This window comes from Azospirillum fermentarium, from assembly GCF_025961205.1.
GTDB lineage: Bacteria > Pseudomonadota > Alphaproteobacteria > Azospirillales > Azospirillaceae > Azospirillum > Azospirillum fermentarium.
In genome coordinates this window covers 1,265,407-1,284,231 of the sequence record NZ_JAOQNH010000001.1, presented here as the reverse complement: position 1 = coordinate 1,284,231, position 18,825 = coordinate 1,265,407, and the positions used below count along the sequence as shown (strand labels likewise).

Annotated in this window: 18 protein-coding genes and 1 pseudogene; 6 read left to right on the top strand and 13 right to left on the bottom strand. The window is 66.6% G+C overall.

Annotation, left to right across the window (positions count from 1 at the left end):
- Window positions 1–12 precede the first annotated feature (12 nt).
- The 7 genes and pseudogenes from M2352_RS06130 to M2352_RS06105 all read right to left on the bottom strand — a co-directional run bounded on the left by M2352_RS06130 (window position 13) and on the right by M2352_RS06105 (window position 4,517).
- On the bottom strand, window positions 13–543 hold the full coding sequence (locus M2352_RS06130) for a hypothetical protein (protein WP_264663610.1): 531 nt from the start codon (window positions 541–543) through the stop codon (window positions 13–15).
- A gap of 145 nt (window positions 544–688) precedes the next feature.
- Complete coding sequence (locus tag M2352_RS06125; protein WP_264663609.1) at window positions 689–1,168, bottom strand: RT0821/Lpp0805 family surface protein; 480 nt, start codon at window positions 1,166–1,168, stop codon at window positions 689–691.
- 85 nt (window positions 1,169–1,253) lie between these two features.
- On the bottom strand, window positions 1,254–1,595 hold the full coding sequence (locus M2352_RS06120) for a cupin domain-containing protein (protein WP_264663608.1): 342 nt from the start codon (window positions 1,593–1,595) through the stop codon (window positions 1,254–1,256).
- A gap of 150 nt (window positions 1,596–1,745) precedes the next feature.
- Complete coding sequence (locus M2352_RS06115; RefSeq protein WP_264663607.1) at window positions 1,746–3,437, bottom strand: hypothetical protein; 1,692 nt, start codon at window positions 3,435–3,437, stop codon at window positions 1,746–1,748.
- A pseudogene (locus M2352_RS26570) lies at window positions 3,425–3,634 on the bottom strand (cupin domain-containing protein); the annotation flags it as partial. The gene M2352_RS06115 and the pseudogene M2352_RS26570, both read right to left, overlap by 13 nt.
- A gap of 18 nt (window positions 3,635–3,652) precedes the next feature.
- Window positions 3,653–3,781, bottom strand: coding sequence for a hypothetical protein (locus M2352_RS06110; protein ID WP_264663606.1), 129 nt, complete (start codon window positions 3,779–3,781; stop codon window positions 3,653–3,655).
- Between the two features lie 22 nt (window positions 3,782–3,803).
- A complete protein-coding gene (locus M2352_RS06105) occupies window positions 3,804–4,517 on the bottom strand; it encodes an HAD family hydrolase (protein WP_264663605.1) in 714 nt (237 codons plus the stop codon).
- 171 nt (window positions 4,518–4,688) lie between these two features.
- On the opposite strand from M2352_RS06105, the gene M2352_RS06100 reads away from it, so the two are divergent.
- From M2352_RS06100 to M2352_RS06085, 4 genes are all read left to right on the top strand, one after another.
- Window positions 4,689–5,867 carry a pyridoxal phosphate-dependent aminotransferase gene (locus M2352_RS06100; RefSeq protein WP_264663604.1) on the top strand — a complete coding sequence of 393 codons (1,179 nt, stop codon included), beginning with the start codon at window positions 4,689–4,691 and terminating at the stop codon, window positions 5,865–5,867.
- 106 nt (window positions 5,868–5,973) lie between these two features.
- The gene (purE, locus tag M2352_RS06095) at window positions 5,974–6,501 is read left to right on the top strand and encodes a 5-(carboxyamino)imidazole ribonucleotide mutase (protein WP_264663603.1); all 528 of its coding nucleotides are present in this window, start codon (window positions 5,974–5,976) and stop codon (window positions 6,499–6,501) included.
- A gap of 43 nt (window positions 6,502–6,544) precedes the next feature.
- Window positions 6,545–7,633, top strand: a complete 1,089-nt coding sequence (locus M2352_RS06090; protein WP_264663602.1) for a 5-(carboxyamino)imidazole ribonucleotide synthase — start codon at window positions 6,545–6,547, stop codon at window positions 7,631–7,633.
- Between the two features lie 374 nt (window positions 7,634–8,007).
- The gene (locus M2352_RS06085; protein ID WP_264663601.1) at window positions 8,008–9,666 is read left to right on the top strand and encodes an EAL domain-containing protein; all 1,659 of its coding nucleotides are present in this window, start codon (window positions 8,008–8,010) and stop codon (window positions 9,664–9,666) included.
- A gap of 155 nt (window positions 9,667–9,821) precedes the next feature.
- Here the strand turns inward: M2352_RS06085 and M2352_RS06080 are convergent, their stop codons facing one another.
- Window positions 9,822–10,274 carry a hypothetical protein gene (locus tag M2352_RS06080; RefSeq protein ID WP_264663600.1) on the bottom strand — a complete coding sequence of 151 codons (453 nt, stop codon included), beginning with the start codon at window positions 10,272–10,274 and terminating at the stop codon, window positions 9,822–9,824.
- Window positions 10,275–10,528: 254 nt separating this feature from the next.
- Between M2352_RS06080 and M2352_RS06075 the strand changes: the two genes are divergently transcribed.
- A complete protein-coding gene (locus tag M2352_RS06075; RefSeq protein WP_264663599.1) occupies window positions 10,529–11,731 on the top strand; it encodes an alpha/beta fold hydrolase in 1,203 nt (400 codons plus the stop codon).
- A gap of 4 nt (window positions 11,732–11,735) precedes the next feature.
- Here M2352_RS06075 and M2352_RS06070 read toward each other — a convergent pair whose 3' ends face one another.
- From M2352_RS06070 to moeA, 3 genes are read right to left on the bottom strand one after another with little or no spacing between them, the layout of a single operon-like run.
- Complete coding sequence (locus tag M2352_RS06070) at window positions 11,736–12,188, bottom strand: molybdenum cofactor biosynthesis protein MoaE (protein ID WP_264663598.1); 453 nt, start codon at window positions 12,186–12,188, stop codon at window positions 11,736–11,738.
- 3 nt (window positions 12,189–12,191) lie between these two features.
- Window positions 12,192–12,443 carry a molybdopterin converting factor subunit 1 gene (gene moaD / locus M2352_RS06065; protein ID WP_264663597.1) on the bottom strand — a complete coding sequence of 84 codons (252 nt, stop codon included), beginning with the start codon at window positions 12,441–12,443 and terminating at the stop codon, window positions 12,192–12,194.
- Window positions 12,443–13,696, bottom strand: coding sequence for a molybdopterin molybdotransferase MoeA (gene moeA / locus M2352_RS06060; RefSeq protein ID WP_264663596.1), 1,254 nt, complete (start codon window positions 13,694–13,696; stop codon window positions 12,443–12,445). The genes moaD and moeA overlap by 1 nt, the downstream gene beginning before the upstream one ends.
- Before the next feature lie 165 nt (window positions 13,697–13,861).
- Here moeA and M2352_RS06055 point away from each other — a divergent pair, with 165 nt between their 5' ends.
- Window positions 13,862–15,499, top strand: a complete 1,638-nt coding sequence (locus M2352_RS06055; protein WP_264663595.1) for a GSCFA domain-containing protein — start codon at window positions 13,862–13,864, stop codon at window positions 15,497–15,499.
- A gap of 40 nt (window positions 15,500–15,539) precedes the next feature.
- Here the strand turns inward: M2352_RS06055 and M2352_RS06050 are convergent, their stop codons facing one another.
- Together M2352_RS06050 and M2352_RS06045 are read right to left on the bottom strand one after the other, a co-directional pair.
- Window positions 15,540–16,904: an esterase-like activity of phytase family protein gene (locus M2352_RS06050; protein ID WP_264663594.1), complete on the bottom strand. Its 1,365-nt coding sequence runs from the start codon at window positions 16,902–16,904 to the stop codon at window positions 15,540–15,542.
- Window positions 16,905–16,963: 59 nt separating this feature from the next.
- Complete coding sequence (locus tag M2352_RS06045) at window positions 16,964–18,673, bottom strand: Na/Pi cotransporter family protein (RefSeq protein ID WP_264663593.1); 1,710 nt, start codon at window positions 18,671–18,673, stop codon at window positions 16,964–16,966.
- Window positions 18,674–18,825 lie beyond the last annotated feature (152 nt).

The window sequence follows — 18,825 nt, the reverse complement described above, 5'->3', positions numbered from 1 at the left end:
CGCAGGCGGGGCTCACATCTTCTCCAGCCCCGCCGCCCCCTTGAAGTTCAGCAGGCTGGGGGCCTTGTCGATGATCTCTTCCAGGATCATGGACGCGGTTTCCAGATCCCGCTCCAGCTCCGTCCCCAGCTTGCCGGCGTAATTGGGCCGGCGCAGCTTTTCATGGGCATCGTGAAGGCTGCGCAGCTCGGCCATGAAGATCTCGCGCGCGCCCATGGGCAGAATCGGGTTGGCCGACAGCACGAAGAAGAACCGCATGCTGGCCCGCACCAGCAGCGCCAGCATCACCGTGTCCAGCCGTTCGAACTGTTCGCGCAGGTCGTCGGACCGCCCGTCGGCCAGATTGCGCAAACGCTGTTCGATCAGAATCACCAGGGCCTGGAATTCGCCCACCTTGTCGCGGAATTCGCGGTAGGCACCGAAGGAATGCTTGCTGGCTTCGTGCTCGGCCAGTTGGGCCAGTTTGGCGGCCTCGCGGCATTGGCGCTCAAGGGCGCCCAGAAGTTCCTTGACCTCGGCGCGGGTGTACTGACGCTTGGCCATCGTATGACTCGGAAGCGGGGAAAACCATTGCCCGGCGTATAACACAAGCCCCCGGCCACCGCCACGGGAACCGCCGGACCGCGCCGTAATGCAATATAAGGCTGCGGCCCGGCAACGCCTGCACGATTATCGTGCGGACGTCCCGTTACTGCACGATCTTCCACGAACCGTCCGGCTGGCGGCAGGCGGTTCCCATGGCCCGTTCGCTCTTGCCGCCGACCACGATGGTGGTCTGGAATTCGCGGCAGTAGCTGCCGTTGGCCATGGTGCCGTCGCGCACCGGCACCACGGTGCCGGAATTGCCCGACTGCGGGTTGTTCCAGGTGATCGGCTGGCCGATGGGGGCACTGTAGGCGCGCTGCTCCGCCTGGGTGGCATAGGTCTGATCGGCACGGTCGAGCGACGAGCCGAGCTGGTTGCCGAGATAGGCGCCCAGCAGCGTGCCGACGCCGGTCGCCACCAGCTTGCCCGTGCCGCCGCCGATCTGCGATCCCAGCAGGCCGCCGGCCACCGCCCCACCCAGGGTTCCCACGGTTTCCTTGGTGCCCATGCCGGTGCCGCCGGTCTGGCAGCCGGCCAGGCCCAGGGCGAACACCACCGACGAAACGGCCATGATCTTCTTCATTTTCGTGTCCCTACCTTAGGATCTCTTTCCAACCAGACGCCCCGGGGGGCGGCTGGCCCGACGTGACACCGGAAAAGCGGCGGCATCAGGGCAGGATTACCACATAGGATTTGGTGGTGGTTTCCACCACCTCCCACACGCCGGAAAAGCCGGGTTCGATGACGAAACGGTCGCCGGGCCGCAACCGCCACGACCGCCCGTCGTCGTGGGTGACGATGCTGTCGCCGGCCTGGATCTCGCAATACTCCCATTCGTCGTAGGCGATGCGCCAGGCGCCGGGCGTGCTGGTCCAGGTGCCGGCGAATCGTTTGCCGTCCGCCGACTCATAGCCGTTGCGGGTGGTGAACACCGGGGCGCCGCGGACGATGCGGGACGGGTCGGGGCCGCCGGCCTCATCCTCTCCCGGTGTCAGGATCACCAGACTCATGGCATGCTTCTCCGTTGTCGTCCTTCCTCGGCGCAAGGGTGAACCGGCCATGTCCCCGCGCCAGAACCAGAACCAGAACCAGAACGGTCCAGGGATGCCGATGTGGACGTTTCTCGCCCTCCAGGCGTCTTCCTGGGAAGATAATAAATTTTACTGCGCACGGGTAACAGCGATGTAATACCCATCTTTCATAAATTCAACGTCATCCCGCCGGGTTGAGCCAGGGGCATAACGATGCAATTCCAAGGCATCGCTCCGGCACTTTTCTTCATTGAAAGTGCATAGCGAGGCATTTTTCTCGTTCATCAAAGTCTGAGCCAGTTGCCGATGGACATAAAGACGCGTGCCATCGACAATCAAGGATTGGTAATTTTCTCTAAAAATCGGAAGATTATAAATATTAGAATTCAAAGCCCATGTTTGATGAACCTCTATCACATCCGGCTGTTCGGCGAGCATAACATCATGGAGCGCGGCATACCCGTGTTTCGCGAGGGTCCGGCTGGTCAGTAAACCAAGATCTATGATACGAATATTTGAACAGCAAAGTCCCAGACCACCCACATCGGGGGTCAGGAACGTGATGACCGCCTTGCCCGTGAGCTGGCGGATTCGATCGACGGCAAGACCCGTGAGACGATAAGAGGCCGGCGTAACCCCGAATAGCTCCGCATCGGCGGACGTACGGGCGGCAAGGGCGGAAAAACCCTGAAGCAACACGCTGTTGGCACTCACATACCAGCTCCCCAAGACCGTCAGTCCAGACAGCACAACTGTGGCGAACATGTATTTTCTGGCAAGCGCCCCACACGCAGCATCAAACAGAAGACCGCATACAAGAATGATGAGAGGAAGCGCGAGCGTTTGCATCCGGCCGCTGTAACCCCAGCTCATGCCGATCATGGTGTTGAACAGCAGAACGCCGGCGATGGGTGAGAACAGCACGACGATGGCGCGTGCCACCGGGCGGCCTCCGTGGCGATTCGTGCGCAGATCATCCAGCCTATACACAATCAGAAACAGGGTCGCGAGAAACACCAGCGGCAGGATCCGCAGCATCTCGGTTCCCGCCATGACCCTGGAGGCCAGCGCGTACAGGCCGGACTTCAGATAAGGCGGATGCAACTTGGCATAGATGGTGTTGGGGAAGAGATCGGCAAATACGGCCAGACGCACCCATTCCTGAACACCGACAACCGCCACCCCGTAAAGCGCAAGGCTCAGAAACAGCTTTCTCCGCCGATCGAAAATCAATGGGAATACAATAAATTCATAATACACCATAGCTTCAAAACGCGTGAGCAGGAAGACGGCGGCAGAGATCAAAACGACAGCGATATTCAGTCGAAAGTAAAGAAAGTAAATAATCACAAGGCCGGTAAAGGTCAGGAGTGACATCTCCATTCCATTGGCAGCCTCCTGAACCGACGGACCGATCGTCGCATAGACTGCCGCCATCAAGAGAACCGTAACCCTGTCAATCTTCAGGGCCTGCCCCAACGCCCACAGCATTAACGTCGAAAGACAGAAAAATCCTGCCGCCAGAACCTGGGACGCCAGGATCGCCCTCTCGAAGCTGGGCTGAAAAAGGGCTATCCCAGCATTCAGCAAAAACCAGGATACCGAAGAAAACCCCTCCGCCTGTTCAGAATGCGGCGTGATTGCGATCTGACCGGTGGTGGCAAATGTCTTGGAATAGGCAAGGGTAATGGCGCCATCGTCCCAGCCCTGTATCCCGACCAGAACGATCACCGCGGCGAACATGGCAATCTGAAGGAAAACCACCCCCCCGATCCCGAACCATCCTTTTATGATCACTCCATCACCTTTCACAATCGCCATTGCTCTGAATATTGTGCTGGAAATTGTCCAAAATCGATTTGATGGTGATCTTCCCCCTCCCCCATGCCGGAAAAGCCGGGTTCGATGACGAAACGGTCACCGGGCCGCAACCGCCACGGCCTCCCGCCGTCGTGGGTGACGATGACGACGCCGTCATGGATCTCACGATACCACCTTTTGCCGTGTGCACGGCTCCAGGCGCCAGGGGCGCTGGTTCAGGTGCGGACGAACACCACTCCGTCCGCCGATTCATAGCGGTTGCGGGTGACGAACACCAGACGTTGCGGGATGGGCCGGGGGCCGCCGGCCCCATCCGCCCCCGGCATCAGGATCGCCAGACTCAAGGCCTTGTTTTGCGGGGTGCCGTCAGATCCAGCCGGCCAGCAGATCCGGCAGGCCGTGCAGGCTGTCCAGCCGGCGGTACCCCGCGGCGGGGGCCTCGGCCACCTCATGCGCCCAGGTCAGATGATAGGGAATGTGGACCGCCTGCCCGCCCAGCGCCAGCACCGGCAGGATGTCGGACTTCACCGAATTCCCCACCATCAGAAACCGCTCCGGCGCCACGCCGTGGCGGGCCAGCACGCGGGCATAGGTGGCGGGATCCTTTTCCGACACCACCTCCACCGCGCGGAAATGGGCGGCGAGGCCGGAGCGGGCCACCTTGCTTTCCTGGTCGAACAGATCGCCCTTGGTGATGAGCAGCAGGGGCCGGTCCGCGGCCAGCGCCGTCACCACCTCGGCCACCCCGTCCAGCAGGTGGACCGGATGCTCCAGCATGGCCTTGCCGAAGTCGATCAGCGCGCGGATGTCGTGGGCGGGGATGGCGCCTTCGGTCACCTCCACCGCGGTTTCGATCATGGACAGGACGAAGCCCTTGATGCCGTAGCCGAAGTATTTGAGGTTCCGCGTCTCCGCCTCCAGCAGGCGCCGGTCCAGATCCTCCGCCGGCAGGCCGCCGGCATGGGCGGTGATCAGGGCGCGGAACCGCTCCTGCGTCATGGAGAACAGCGATTCGTTGTGCCAGAGCGTGTCGTCCCCGTCGAAGGCGATGGCGTCGAAAGGGGGGATGGCCGGTGGCATGGGGAAACCTCCTCGGGGGGACTGTGGCCGCATCGGCGCCAAGCCGCGGAAAAACAACAGGTATGCCGGCAATGGGGGGCTGTCCAGCGCGCCGGGCGGTGGGTGATGGCGCGTCCCTCCCCTACACTTTCCCCCCCGCCTCCGACCCAGCCCCGTGGAGCCGATCCCCCGATGACGCACCCGCCCTCGCCCCTGCTGGATGACCTGCGCCCCGGCATCGCCGCCCTGCCCGCCAGCCCCATCGCCCGCATCGCCGATTACGGACGCCACCGCGACGGGCTGATCCCCCTGTGGTTCGGCGAGGGCGACGTGCCCAACCCGCCCATCGTGGGGGAAACGGCGGCCCAGGCCATCCGCGACGGCCACGTCTTCTACACCTATCAGGCGGGGCTGCCGGTGCTGCGCCAGGCGCTGGCCGCCTATCTGGGCCGGACCTACGGTACGGACGTGGCGGTGGAGCGGATCACCGTCACCTCCTCGGGCATGACCGCCATCATGATGGCGGTGCAAGCGCTGGTGGATCCCGGCGACGAGGTGGTGATCGTCTCCCCCGTCTGGCCCAACATCAACGCCGCCGTGCTGGTCATGGGGGGCCGCCCGGTGCCGGTGGCGCTGGACCGGGCAGCGGCCGGGTGGTCGCTGGACCTGGACCGGCTGTTCGCCGCCTGCGGCCCGCGCACCCGCGCCATCTTCGTCAACTCTCCCAACAACCCCACCGGCTGGGTGATGGGGCGGGAGGACATGACCCGCGTGATGGAGTTCGCCCGCGCCCGCGGCCTGTGGGTGATCGCGGACGAGGTGTATGGCCGGCTGGTCTATGCCGAGGCCGTGGCGGCCCCGTCGTTCCTGCAGGTGTCCGGGCCGGACGACCGGCTGATCGTGGTCAACAGCTTCTCCAAGAACTGGGCCATGACCGGCTGGCGGCTGGGGTGGATGGTGGCCCCGGCGCGCCTGCTGCCGGTCCTGGAGAATCTGGTGCAGTATTCCACCAGCGGCACCCCCGCCTTCATCCAGCTTGCCGGCGTCGCCGCCCTGGAGCATGGGGAACCGTTCATCGCCGAGACCCGTGCCCGCTGCACCGCGGCGCGGGACCGGGTGTTCGCCGCCCTGGCCCGCCTGCCGCGGGTGACGGCCACGCCCGCCGCCGGCGCCTTCTACGCCTTCTTCTCCGTGGATGGGGAGCCGGACAGCGTGGCGCTGGCCCGCCGGGTGGTGGACGAGGCGGCGGTGGGTCTGGCCCCCGGCATCGCCTTCGGCACGGCTGGCGAGGGGGCGCTGCGCCTGTGCTACGCCACCAGCCTGGACCGGCTGGATCAGGCCCTGGACCGGCTGGAAACGATGCTGCGGTAGGGGGCCCCCGCGGTGCGATGCGGGAATCCCGTATCGCATCCCTGGACTCGCGCCGCGCGGCCCCTATAATGCCCGGCTTTCCGCAGCCGCGTGGGAACGCCGCGTCATGTCCGCTTCGCCTGAAACCGCCCCCTCCACCGCCGTGCCGCCCGTCGTCGGGATCATCATGGGCAGCCAGTCGGACTGGACCACCATGAAGCACGCCGCCGACACGCTGACGGCCTTGGGCATCGCGCACGAGGTCAAGATCGTCTCGGCCCACCGCACGCCCCAGCGGCTTTACGATTACGCCACCTCCGCCCGCGGGCGGGGGCTGAAGGTGATCATCGCCGGGGCCGGCGGGGCCGCCCACCTGCCGGGCATGGCCGCGTCCATGACGCCGCTGCCGGTGTTCGGCGTGCCGGTGGAAAGCCACGCGCTGAAGGGCATGGACAGCCTGCTGTCCATCGTGCAGATGCCGGGCGGCGTGCCGGTGGGCACGCTGGCCATCGGCAAGGCCGGCGCCATCAACGCCGCCCTGCTGGCCGGATCGGTCATCGCGCTGATGGACCCCGCGGTGGCCGACGCGCTGGACGCCTGGCGCACCCGCCAGACCGCCGCCGTCGCCGGCGCCCCCGTGGACGATCCGGCGTAAGCCGTTCCTCGCCCTGTCCCCCTTTCTTGCCAGCGAAGCCGCCATGACCCAGCCCGCCGCCCTTCCCCCCGGTTCCACCATCGGCATGCTGGGTGCGGGCCAGCTCGGCCGCATGACGGCGCTGGCCGCCGCCCGGCTGGGCTACCGCGTGCATGTCTTCGCCCCCGATGCGGCGGACAGCCCGTGCGCCCAGGTCTGTGCGGCGTCCACCGTCGCCGGCTGGGACGACCGGGCCGCGCTGGCGGCCTTTGCCGCCGCCGTCGATGTGGTGACGCTGGAATGGGAGAACATCCCCGTTCCCACCGTCGCCTTCCTCGATGAACGGGTGCCGGTGCGCCCCGGCGCCGGGGTGCTGGCGGTGACCCAGGACCGCGTGGCGGAAAAGAGCTTCGCCAACCGGCTGGGCATCGGCACCGCCCCCTGGCGCGCCGCCACCGGCGCGGACGACGTGGCCCGCGCCATGGCCGAGATCGGGCCGCGCTGCATCCTGAAATCCAACCGCCTGGGCTATGACGGCAAGGGTCAGGCGGTGCTGGGGCCGGACAGCGACCCGGCCGCCGCCTGGGCCGCCGTCGGCGGGGTGGAGAGCATCGTCGAGGGTTTCGTCGATTTCGCCTGCGAGGTGTCGGTCATCGTCGCCCGCCGCCCCGACGGCGCGATGCGCCCGTTCCCGGTGGTGGAGAACCGCCACAAGAACGGCATCCTGGACCGCACCACCGCCCCCGCCGGCGTCCCCCCCGCCACCGCCGCCGAGGCCCAGCGCGTGGCCTGCGCCCTGGCCGAGGCGCTGGGGGTGGAAGGGCTGCTGGCGGTGGAGATGTTCGTCACCCCCGGCGGCGGCGTGCTGGTGAACGAAATGGCCCCCCGCCCGCACAATTCCGGCCACTGGACCATGGACGCCTGCGCCACCTGTCAGTTCGAACAGCTGGTGCGCGCCGTCTGCAATCTGCCGTTGGGATCCGTGGACATCATCGCCCCGGCGGAGATGGAGAACCTGATCGGCGACGACGTGCTGCGCTGGCCGGAGATCCTGGCCGAGTCCGGCGCCCGCCTCCACCTTTACGGGAAGACGGAAGCACGGCCGGGCCGGAAGATGGGCCATGTCAACCGTTTGCGCCCAGCCCACCGGTAACCGGACCGCCGCCGGTAATACTCCGGCATTCATCTGCGGCACATACGGCAGGGCGGTGTGCGTCAGTCTGCCGCGAAGAATCCAATTGCTAATCGTTGTTTACGCTGTTTGTCGCTCAAAATGGCGTGACATAAGGATGAAGGTGCTTTCGTCAAATTCAATTCAAAGCTATTATACATGCACCGGCGGACAAGATTATCGCTGGATGAACTTTTCTTTTCGCAGGGCGCATGTCGGAAAGTTTCAAGAATCTGGCTCCCGCGCCCGGCATGGCGAACCGTGCCGCCCGCAGCCCGGACCGCCCCACATCGGCACGCCCCGGTGATGCACCCCGCTCACCGCCGCCGGCCCCCCTCCGTCCGCAGGCCGCCACCATGCGTGACCGCGACCGCTTCGTCGGTTTTGCCTTCGCCGCCGCCGACCTGCTGATCGAAACCAACCACCACGGAAGCATCCTGTTCACCGCCGGTGCCCGCTGCCGCCTGACCCGGGGGGAGGTGGCGGGGCTGATCGGCACCAACCTTCTGGATCTGGTGGCCCAGACCGACCGCAAATATGTTCAGGTGCTGCTGGCCCGCATCGCGGAAAAGACCCGCATCAAGCCCGCCCGCGTCACCTTTTCCGGCTACGACGGGGTGCCGTTCCAGGCGTTGCTGGGCGGGTGCCGGCTGGAATCCTGCCCCGGCTCGCTGTTTCTGACCATTCTGCTGACCTCCACCCCGCGGCTGCGCCCCGACACCGCCCCCCTGGCGGCGGCGGCCAAGCACGGGCTTCTCGACACCCACGGCTTCATCAACATCCTGGAGGAACGCATCGTCCAGGCGCGGGAAAAGGGGCTGGACAACGGCCTGACCCTGCTGCTGGTCGAGGGCCTCCAGGCCATGATCGAGGAGTTGCCCGCCGGGGCCGCGGAAGAGGTGCGCGAAGGCATCGACGCCTATCTGCGCGGCATCTCCGCCGACGGCGACAGCGCCGGCCAGCTCGCCCCCGACCGCTACGGCGTCGTCCACAACGCCGATATCCAGAGCGAGGAGGTGCAGGACCACATCTCCCAGATCGTGCGCAGCGCCGGCGGCGAGTTGAGCGAGGGCATCCGCACCTGGTCGCTGGACATGGCGGAATCGTCGCTGGACGCCGCCGACGCCGCCCGCGCCCTGGTCTACACGGTCCAGGCCTTCGCCTCCGCCCAGAGCGGCGAATTCACCATCGCCAGCCTGGAGGACGGCGCCCAGCGCATGCTGTCGGACGCCGTGAACCGCATCGGGCGGCTGCGCGCCACCATCGAAAAGCGCGCCTTCTTCGTCGTCTATCAGCCCATCGTCGATCTGTCCTCCCAGTCGATCCATCACCTGGAGGCGCTGACCCGCGTGGACGGCATGCCCTCGCCCGCCGATTTCATCGCGTTCGCCGAGGATGTGGGGCTGATCTACGACTTCGACCTGCTGCTGTGCCAGTCGGTGCTGGACACGCTGAAGGCCTACCACAAGGAACCCAAGCTGCCCGACGTGGCCATCAACCTCTCGGCCAAGACGCTGATGAGCCCCCTGTTCCTCAACCAGTTCCACGCGGTGACCGAGGAATACGGGGTGCTGGCGAAGAAGCTGCTGATCGAGGTGACGGAAACCGTGGTGGTCACCGACATCGCCCGCCTGAACGAGGTGTTGCAGAAGCTGCGGGCCAAGGGCCTGCGCATCTGTCTGGACGACGTGGGCTCCGGTGCCACCTCGTTCCAGTCGCTCTACGGGCTGCAGGTGGATTTCGCCAAGATCGACGGCAGCTTCGTCCGCGGCGCGCTGAACAACACCCGCGACATGGCCATGCTGCGCTCCATGGTCGATGTCTGCCGGCAGTTGGGCCTGAAGCTCATCGGCGAACAGGTGGAAGTGCCCGAACACGCCAAGCTGCTGGAGGATCTGGGGGTGGGCATGGCCCAGGGCTACCTCTACGGCCACCCGTCCCGCGACTTCGCCTTTTTCGCCAAGGACTGGACCAAGGTGGGCCGCGGCGGCGGCGTGCTGCGCAGCAATTTCTGAGCGCCCGTGCGCTGGCGAAGGGCGGCCCGCCCTTCGCGCATCCCGGCCAAGGGCCGGCGGCCCTTGGAACCCACCCAAGCCGGAACCCACCCAAGCAAAACGGGCCGCCCCGGATGGAGGGCGGCCCGTTTCGGCTGCGGCGGTTGGATTGGTTGTTATTCCGCCGCCATCAGAGGCACCATCCGCGCGGCACGGTCGGGCAGGAACACCCCCGCCGCCGCCAGGATGCGCCCGGTCTCCCGCGCCGAGGCCATCGCCACGCACAGCGCCACCAGCGGCAGCCAGCGGTCGAAGCCGGTGGCCGCCGCATCCTCGTCCCCATGCTGGATGGCGCCCAGCGCTTCCAGCAGGGCGGCTTCGTCCTCCCCCACCGCCGGGTCGCCGGGGCCCAGGATGCGCGGGCGCCGGGCGGCGTCGCTGGCCAGAACGCCCAGCAGGGCGAACAGCGGCAGCAGCACCTCGTCCGGGGCGCCAACCCCGCGGATGGCGGTGCGGATGCCCGGAAGCCCCCGCCCGGTCCCCATGCGGAACCACAGGCGGACGGCCCCCAGGATCGCCCGTTCCCCTTCCATCAGATCGCTTACGGTCCAGGCCGGCATGCTGCGCATGACGTTGTTTCCCCCCGGTTCATTGTCTGACGCCACTGTAGCAAAGCCCCGCTCAAATTGCGAGTCATTATCAGTTGCGTCATTTCATCCGCTGCGGGGTACCCCGTCCGGGCTGTGGCGGCTCTGCCGCGTGTGACAAAAAACAACCCCGGTGCAGGGTTACCGCGCACCGGAAACCATCGCTTCTTTGGCAACGATACGTTAACCGTGAGTGCGCATCCTGACCGTCAGTACGTTCGAGGGAGCCTGACCGGATGAAACGCGCCCGTGCCCTTCTGTGTCTCGGCCTTGGCCTTGCCGCCCTGATGGCCGGCGGCCCGGCCCGCGCCGAAACGGTCCGTGCGCAAGGCGCCCTCACCACCGCGGCCTATGGACAGACCGGCGTGCCGGCGGTGTGGCTGCGTCCCGCCTATGGCGACACCGGCCTGAAGGGGCCGGAGCAGGCCGTGGGTGCGGTGGTGTGGAGCCATGGCCGGTCCCTGGACGTGGAGGACTCCTCCGCCCCCACGCCGTTGTACCTGAAGGCCCTGCGCGATGCCGGGTGGGACGTCTACCGCTTCGACCGGATGCGGGCGGGCGACACGCTGCCGGCCAGTTCCCGCATGCTGGCCGGACACGCCATGCGGCTGAAGACCCGCGGCTACCATCAGGTGGTGCTGGCGGGACAGTCGTTCGGCGCCTTCCTGTCGCTGCTGGCCGCGGGCCAGACGGGGGACGTGGACGCGGTGGTCGGCACCGCCCCCGCCGCCTTCGGCAACTTCACCGAATCCTACGAGTCGTGGCGGGAGAACGCCAACCAGCTCTGGCCCATCCTGCGCAACGTGCAGAGCGCGCGGGTGATGCTGTTCTTCTTCCACGGCGACGATTTCGATCCCGGCGGGCGGGCGGAGCCGGCGCGCACCATCCTGGGCGGGCGCGGGCTGGAGCATCTGGTGATCGACCAGCCGGCGGGGCTGACCGGCCACGGGGCCGCCGCCTCGGGCCTGTTCGTCCGCCGTTTCGGCGCCTGCATCGTCCGTTTCGCCGACACGGCCCCCAGCGACAAAGACCCGCCGTGCGACGAGTCGTGGGGCCGCCGGCCCAGCGCCGACATCGTGCAGGTGGACGGCACCCCCACCCATCTCAGCGGCACCGCCACCCCGGCGGGGACCGCCAAGCCCTTTCTGGGCCGCTGGTACGGCACCTACGTCAACGGGCGCGAACTGGTGCTGGCCGTCGCCAAGGCCGAGGGCGGGCGGGTCACCGCCGACTACATCCTCGGCCCCGGCGTGGAGGACGGCCAGCAACTGGAAAAGGTCCGCCGCCAGGGCCGGATCGAGGGCGACGAGTTGATCTTCGACGAGACCGGGCGCAACGTCCTGCGCTACCGCCTGCGCCCCGACGGCAAGCTGGCCGGGTCGTGGCTGGACAAGAACGGCAAGGGCCGGCTCGATACGGTGCTGCAGCGGGTGGATTGAGCGGTTACGCCGACCACCGCTCCGCCGCCTTGTCATCGCTAACCTTGGCCGCCACCCAGCGCTCGCCGTCCGGGGTGTCTTCCAGCTTCCAGAACGGCGCCTTGGTCTTCAGCCAGTCCATCAGGAAATGGCAGGATTCGAACGCCGCCTCCCGGTGGGCCGAGGCGGTGACCACCAGCACGATGCGGTCCCCCGGCTCCAGCCGGCCATAGCGGTGGATGATCAGCACGTCGTCCAGCGGCCAGCGCGCCCGCGCCTCCGCCTCGATGGCGTCCAATTGGCGTTCGGTCATGCCGGGGTAGTGTTCCAGCGTCATCGCCGTGACCGGCATTCCGCCGGCCACGTCGCGCACCAGCCCCAGGAAACTGGCGACCCCGCCGATGGACGGACGCCCGGCGGTCAGCGCCGCCACCTCCGCCCCCATGTCAAAATCCTCCGCCTGCACCCGCACGGCCATGGGTCAGCCCCCCGTGACCGGCGGGAACAGCGCCACCTCGTCGTGCGCGCCGACGGGGTGGTCATAGGGCACATGCTCCTGATTGACCGCCACCTTCACCACGTCGGCATTCGCCAGCGCGTCGGCGTGCTTGGGGCTGCGGGTCTTCAGCCATGCCACCAGCCCGGCCACGTCGGCCACGTCTGCCGGCGGCTCCACCACCTCCTGCGCCGTGCCGATCTTGGTGCGCAGCCACGCGAAATACAGAACCTTCATCACCGCACCTCACTGAAAGGCAGGAAATCCACCACCGTGCCCGGCTCCAGCCGCGCCACATCCTCGCCCAAAATCACCAAGCCGTCGGATTCCGCCAGCGACGACAGCACGCCGGCCCCGTCGCGCGGATGCTTCAACGCCACCAGCGCGCCACCGTCGCCGCGCACCAGCCGCGACCGCACGAATTCCCGCCGCCCCGGCTTCTTCTTCACCGCAAAGCCGGTGCGCACCGGGACGGTCCGCGGCTCCTGGTCCGCCGCCCCCATCATGCGCAACAGCAGCGGGCGGGCAATCAGCATGAAGGTCACCATCACCGCCACCGGGTTGCCCGGAAGCCCGATGAAGGCGGCACCGTCCATCCGCCCCAGCGCCACCGGGCGCCCCGGCTTGATGGCCAGCCGCCAGAAATGCAGGCTGCCCGCCGCCTCCACCGCCGCCTTGACGTGATCCTCCTCACCGGTGGACATGCCGCCCGACGTGATGAGCGCGTCGTGGCCCGCCGCCGCCCCTTCCAGCGCGGCGCGGATGGCGTCCTCCCGGTCGGGCAGGATGCCGAGGTCGGTCACCGCACACCCCAGCCCGGCCAGGGCCGCCATCAGCGCGAAGCGGTTGGCGTCGTAGATCGCTCCCGGCTCCAGCCCCACGCCCGGTTCCCGCACCTCGTCGCCGGTGGAGAACACTGCCACCCGCAAGGCGCGCCGCACGGGTGCCTCACGCAGGCCGATGGAGGCCAGCAGGCCGATATCCTCGGGCCGCAGCCGGCGCCCCTGCCCCAGCACCAGCCCGCCGCGGGCCAGATCCTCTCCCGCCGAGCGGCGGTTGGCGCCCCGTTTGATCCCGGGGGGAATGGTCACCGTGCCGTCACCGGCCCGGCAATCCTCCTGCATCAGCACCGTGTCGAAGCCACCGGGCATGGGGGCGCCGGTGAAGATGCGCACCGCTTCCCCCCGCCGTCCGGCGCGGCCCAGCGTCTGTCCCGCCGCCACCCGGCCCGTCACCGGCAGCACCGCATCCGCATCGGGGGACAGGTCGTCGAAGAACACCGCGTAGCCGTCCACCGCCGCGTTGTCGTGGGGCGGCACGTCGAACGGCGCCATCACATCCCGCGCCAGGATGCGGCCGAGGGCTGTGGCCAGGGGCACCGTGTCCTCCTCCGTCACCGGGGACACGCGGTCGCGCAGGCGCTGCAGCGCCTCGTCCAGCGGCATCAGAACGCCGCCGAAGGAAAAGCAATCGTCGGTGAGCTGGGACATGGACGGAATACTAGCCCGCCCGGCCCCATGGCAGCAAGGCATGCGGGGTTCTTTCCCGCTCCCCACCCGCGCAGTTGCATTTGACCGCCGCAGACCATATCAAGATCATTCTTTGTTGGAATACAACAGTTCGATGGCTTTTTGGGTCTCCGAAAGACGCCAGCCATGGCGACACCAAACAGACGCCTCCCCGAACAAAGGAAAATAAAAGTGCTATCCCAGATCGAAGCGGCCATCAAAGAATACAATAACAAGAATTACGATGCCGCCCACAATATTGGGAGACAAATAATTTCTATTGATGAAAATAATTACTATGGAAATTATGTATATGGATCATGTGAATGTATCTTTGGCAACATCCATGTTGGCATAAAATCTCTGGCAAAATGTATTGCATCCGGTAACGAGACATTCTTGATATTGGATACGATATCGACATTTGTTTATAATCATAAAAATCTTGCAAAAGCCCAGTTTACGGAAGACCTGCTTAAAACGCTGCTGTCCGTGGTCCGGGCTGCCGTTGCGCTCGATCCCGGCAACCCCAGGATATATACCAAGGTCGGCAGCCTTCTCGCCTTCTGCGGGCGGCCCGAGGGCACGCCACAGAGCATGAGAACCGCAGCAATCCTCAACCCATTCGATTGGATGAACTGGCTTGGTCTGGCGGATGCCTATTCCCGGAAGAAGAGGTTCTCCAACGTCGCGCGGGCCGAGATCTGCTATTCCCACGCCCTGGTTCTGGCACCGGACTCACCGGAAGGCTACACGGGCCTTGGCCTGGCCCGTTTCTGGCAGGCCAAGGACGAACAGGCCGTCGTATCCCTGCACCGGGCCCGCGTCCTCAATCCCGCGATCCAAGGCATCGATAAAACGCTGCGGGAGATCGAAGCCCACGCGGTGGAAAAGCCTGGTGCCGCCGATCCCAGCCGGCCGCGGCTTGTGCGGTATCCGAAACAGATCTCGGAACTGAAGAACATCCGTGATGCCGTCCAGACCCATGTGCTGAAGGGCTACACCGTTCCGAAAAAGCTCGACCCAGCCTCGTCCTTGACCGTGACCTTTGGTTCGTGCTTCGCCAACAGCATCAGCATCGCCCTGAACGAGCGGAACATCGAGACGGCGTACATCACCGTCGGCGAGGTGGTGAACACGACCTTCGCCAACAACTTCTTTCTCGATTGGGTCGTCGGCGGGACGGCTGACGACGGCATTCAGCGTGTCCATGAGTTCTCGGCCATGAAGCCGGAGGATATCATCGGGAAGCTGCGCCAAGCCGATATGGTGATCTACACCCTGGGGGTCGCCTGGGCCTTCTTCGAAAAGAACACCGACAAATTCGTCATGCCGAAATCCTCCGCCATCACCATGTCGGCCATGGCGACCAAACTCGACTTCCGCCTGACATCGGTTGAGGAAAACCGGGACAACATCCTTCGGATCATCCGCAAGATCCGCCGGATCAACCCGGACTGCATGATCACCTTCACCCTGTCACCGGTGCCCATGCAGGCGAATTTTGCCGGCGTGCCGGCCTTCGAAGCGGATTGCCTGTCGAAATCCACCTTGCGGCTGGCGCTTCAGGACGCGCTGAAGGCCGCCAAGGAACAGAACATCGACGGGATCTATTACTGGCCGTCCTTCGAGATCGTGCGCTGGCTGGCCCCCTATGTGCTTCCACCGTTCGGTGTCGAAGACGGCAGCACCGTCCATGTGTCGGAAGATGTGGTCGATACCATCACCGACGGGTTCATCCGCGTCTTCTACACTGACGGGCCAGAAACGGGCGCGGGGGCCTGATCCCGCGCCCGCCCTGTGGTAATCCCCGCCGCGGGGCCGCTTATCTGGCCTTCAGGAAGGCATCGACGGTCAGCAGCACCAGTTCGTTGTCGTCGGCCTCGTTGGGATTGCGGCTCGACGAGAACGGCAGGTTGTTGTCGTTGCCCACCACGATGTGGGAACCGTCCACCACGTCCACGTTCTCGATGGTGAAGAACGGGAAGGTCAGAACACCGTCGGTCAGGGGCTTGCGCGCCTTCTTGTCCGGGTCGGCGATTTTCATCAGGTCGATGTAGCCGATCTTGCGCACCGGCCCGCCGGCGTTGGCGTCGGTCATCTCGATCTTGTAGACGCGCTTGAAGACGGCGGGCGTGGGGAAGCAGCCGTCCTCCGGCTGGCCCTGGGCGCACACCTTGTCGGCGGTGCCCTCGTTGTTGTCGCGCTCGATGATCAGGCCGGTGGTGGCGTCGATCATGTTGAAATCACCGATGGCCAGCCCGTTCTGTTCCAGCACGTACTGCCACGTGCGCCCGGTCCAGGCGTCCTTCGCCACGTCGAATTCGACGATGCGCAGGGACTCGCGCCCGTCGGCGGTCTTCTCGTAATCCTTCTTCGCAGCGTCCCACAGGGCGCCTTCCAGCAGGGCATAGAGAAAACGCCCGTCCGTGGACGAGGCCAGCCCCTCGAACCCCTTGGACCGGCGGGCGTTGAACGCCACCGCCCCATCGGGGGCCGCCGGGGTGGTCACCGCCGGGTTGTCGGGCGAGCGCACCGGCTTGCCGTCCACCACCGTGTCATGGACCGCCAGCACCTTGCCGGTCATGTCGGCCTTGATGAGGAAGGGGCCGAACTCGTCGCCGATCCACACGGTGTCGCCGATGATCTGGAACCCCTCGGTGTCGAAATCGCTCCCCGTCAGATAGCGCTTGGCCGTGCCCTCGTGCACGATGCGGAACGGCACCTTCCTGTCGGGATCGTGCAGGAAGACGGTGCCCAGCCGGGTGAAGGTGCCGGCGGCGAAATCAACCGTGTAATGGTTGAGGTACAGCATGGAATCGGGGGAGTTGGCCTTGGACCCGAAGCCATTGTCGGTGAGAATCCAGAAGCTGCCGTCGGCCATGCGCTTGATGCCCGAATGGCCCTGGACCGGCTGCCCCTGGAACGGCAGGGCCACGCCCGTGGGGCGCTTGGCCGACAGCCCCATCACCGACCCCGGCGCCTCCACGCGCTTGCCGGTGGTAAACTTGCCCGACACCTTCAGATCTTCCGGCGCGTCGGCGGGGGCGTCGATGAAGGTCTTGGCGGGCAGAACCGCATGACCGGCCAGGGTGGCGGGGAACGCCTGCTGCGCCTGGGCCGATCCCACGGCAGATGCCGTCACGGACAAGGCCAGCGCAGCCCCGGCCAGCAACATGGTGCGAAACATGAAACCCGACTCCGTCGAAAGGGAACAACCGAAAGTCCCTTTCTTCGCAATCTCTTGTTTCACGCCCGTGACGGTCCCGCGATGATCTGGTGACGATTGTCCTCCTCCCCGCCGCGCAGGCGGCTGGGGCGCAACTCGCCCGACTGGTCCAGCACCGGATAGGCGGCGGTCGCCAGATGGGCATTGATCCGCCGCAGGTCGCGCAGGATGTCCAGATGAAGCGCGCTGGTCTCCAGGCTTTCCGGCCGCCCGGCGCGCAGGCGGGCGAAATGGGCGTCGATGGCCTGGGCCTCGCGGTCACGGATGATTTCCTTCTCGCGCATCAGGGTGCGGGCAGCGCGGCGGTCCTCCGACACGAACACCGCGGCGGCCAGACGCACGGTTTCGATCAGCCGCTCCAGGATGCCTTCGATCTCCGCCGCCCCTTCGCCGGAAAAGCGCAGGCTGCGCTTGATCTTCTTGGCCGCCAGATCCATCAGGTTGCGGTCGATGATGTCACCCACATGCTCCAGATTGATGGCCAGCGTCAGCACGTCGGTGACGCGGCGCGAATCGCGCTCGTCCAGATCCTCCAGATGAATGCGGGTCAGGTAACGCTTGATGGCGTCGTGCAGCCCGTCCAGCACATCGTCCATGCGGCGGATCTCCGCCACCCGCTTGCGGTCGTCGGTGCGCAGGGTCTCCAGCGTGGCGCGCAGCATGGCCTCCACCGTGTCGGCCATGCGCAGCACCTCGCGCCCGGCGTTGGCGATGGCCACATGGGGGGCCCGCAACGCCGCCGGGTCGAGATAGCGGGGCAGCGCCGGGTCGCCCGCCGGCGCGCGCTCCGGCAACAGCCGCACCAGAAGCCGGGCCAGCCACGGCAGCGGCCCGATGAACAGCACCGCCAGCCCCAGATTGAACAGGGTGTGGGCGTTGGCCGCCAGCCGGTCGCCACCGCCGGGCAGGGCCGCCAGCAGCCCCGTCAGCGGATGCACCAGCGCCAGCACCAGCGCGCAGCCCACCAGCCGGTTGAGGAAATTGCCCACCGGCAGCCGCCGGGCCGCCGGGTCGCGGTGGGGACCGCCGCTGCCCGGCCCCTCGATCAGCGGGTTGACGGCGCTGCCCAGATTGGCCCCCGCCACCATCACCACCGCGGCATCGGGCGTGATGACCTGCCCGCCGGCCAGCGAGGCCACCAGCAGCACCACCGCCACGCTGGAATGCGCCGCCCAGGTCAGCACCGCCGCCAGCAGCAGCGCCACCACCGGATCGGCGGTCAGCATCCCCATGATCTCGCGCAGATGGGGGGCGCTCTCCGCCGCCTCCAGCGTCAGCAGCAGCAGGTGGAGCGCCAGCAGCATCAGCCCCAGCCCGATGCCCACCCGCCCCAGATCGTGGACGCGGGTCTTGGCCCCGCGGCGAAAGGCGATGAAGCCGGCCAGCAGCAGCACCGGCGCCACCGCCGCCACGTCGAAGGCCATGGCCTGCACGATCAGGGTGGTGCCCACGTTGGCCCCCAGCATGACCGCCAGCGCCGGCACCAGCCCCATCATGCCGCCGGCGGCGAACCCGCTGACCATCAGCCCGGTGGCCGTGCTGCTCTGCAACAGGGTGGTGACGCCCAGGCCGGCCAGAAACGCGGTGCCGCGGTTGCCCAGGCCGTTGGCGAGCACGGATCGCAAGCGGGCGCCGAACGCGCGCACCAGCCCTGTCTGCACCATGTGCAGACCCCACAGCAGCAAAACCACATTGCCCGCCAGACCCAGGAGAACGTGCGTCACCGCCATTCCGGCACCCCCCATTCCAAAGATATGTTGGAAGGTGGCCGGCGAAGGCACGGGCGCGGATGAGCAAGCGTGGGCGCGCGGAAGCCGGCCGCGTCACACAACCATAGGCCGCCGGAACCGTGACGACAATATGACGAAACTGTTACAACAAA

Coding starts and splice junctions, on each gene's coding strand:
- M2352_RS06130 (WP_264663610.1), bottom strand. CDS start 543: ATGGCCAAGCGTCAGTACACCCGCGCCGAGGTCAAGGAACTTCTGGGC.
- M2352_RS06125 (WP_264663609.1), bottom strand. CDS start 1,168: ATGAAGAAGATCATGGCCGTTTCGTCGGTGGTGTTCGCCCTGGGCCTG.
- M2352_RS06120 (WP_264663608.1), bottom strand. CDS start 1,595: ATGAGTCTGGTGATCCTGACACCGGGAGAGGATGAGGCCGGCGGCCCC.
- M2352_RS06115 (WP_264663607.1), bottom strand. CDS start 3,437: ATGGCGATTGTGAAAGGTGATGGAGTGATCATAAAAGGATGGTTCGGG.
- M2352_RS06105 (WP_264663605.1), bottom strand. CDS start 4,517: ATGCCACCGGCCATCCCCCCTTTCGACGCCATCGCCTTCGACGGGGAC.
- M2352_RS06100 (WP_264663604.1), top strand. CDS start 4,689: ATGACGCACCCGCCCTCGCCCCTGCTGGATGACCTGCGCCCCGGCATC.
- purE (WP_264663603.1), top strand. CDS start 5,974: ATGTCCGCTTCGCCTGAAACCGCCCCCTCCACCGCCGTGCCGCCCGTC.
- M2352_RS06090 (WP_264663602.1), top strand. CDS start 6,545: ATGACCCAGCCCGCCGCCCTTCCCCCCGGTTCCACCATCGGCATGCTG.
- M2352_RS06085 (WP_264663601.1), top strand. CDS start 8,008: ATGCGTGACCGCGACCGCTTCGTCGGTTTTGCCTTCGCCGCCGCCGAC.
- M2352_RS06080 (WP_264663600.1), bottom strand. CDS start 10,274: ATGCGCAGCATGCCGGCCTGGACCGTAAGCGATCTGATGGAAGGGGAA.
- M2352_RS06075 (WP_264663599.1), top strand. CDS start 10,529: ATGAAACGCGCCCGTGCCCTTCTGTGTCTCGGCCTTGGCCTTGCCGCC.
- M2352_RS06070 (WP_264663598.1), bottom strand. CDS start 12,188: ATGGCCGTGCGGGTGCAGGCGGAGGATTTTGACATGGGGGCGGAGGTG.
- moaD (WP_264663597.1), bottom strand. CDS start 12,443: ATGAAGGTTCTGTATTTCGCGTGGCTGCGCACCAAGATCGGCACGGCG.
- moeA (WP_264663596.1), bottom strand. CDS start 13,696: ATGTCCCAGCTCACCGACGATTGCTTTTCCTTCGGCGGCGTTCTGATG.
- M2352_RS06055 (WP_264663595.1), top strand. CDS start 13,862: ATGGCGACACCAAACAGACGCCTCCCCGAACAAAGGAAAATAAAAGTG.
- M2352_RS06050 (WP_264663594.1), bottom strand. CDS start 16,904: ATGTTTCGCACCATGTTGCTGGCCGGGGCTGCGCTGGCCTTGTCCGTG.
- M2352_RS06045 (WP_264663593.1), bottom strand. CDS start 18,673: ATGGCGGTGACGCACGTTCTCCTGGGTCTGGCGGGCAATGTGGTTTTG.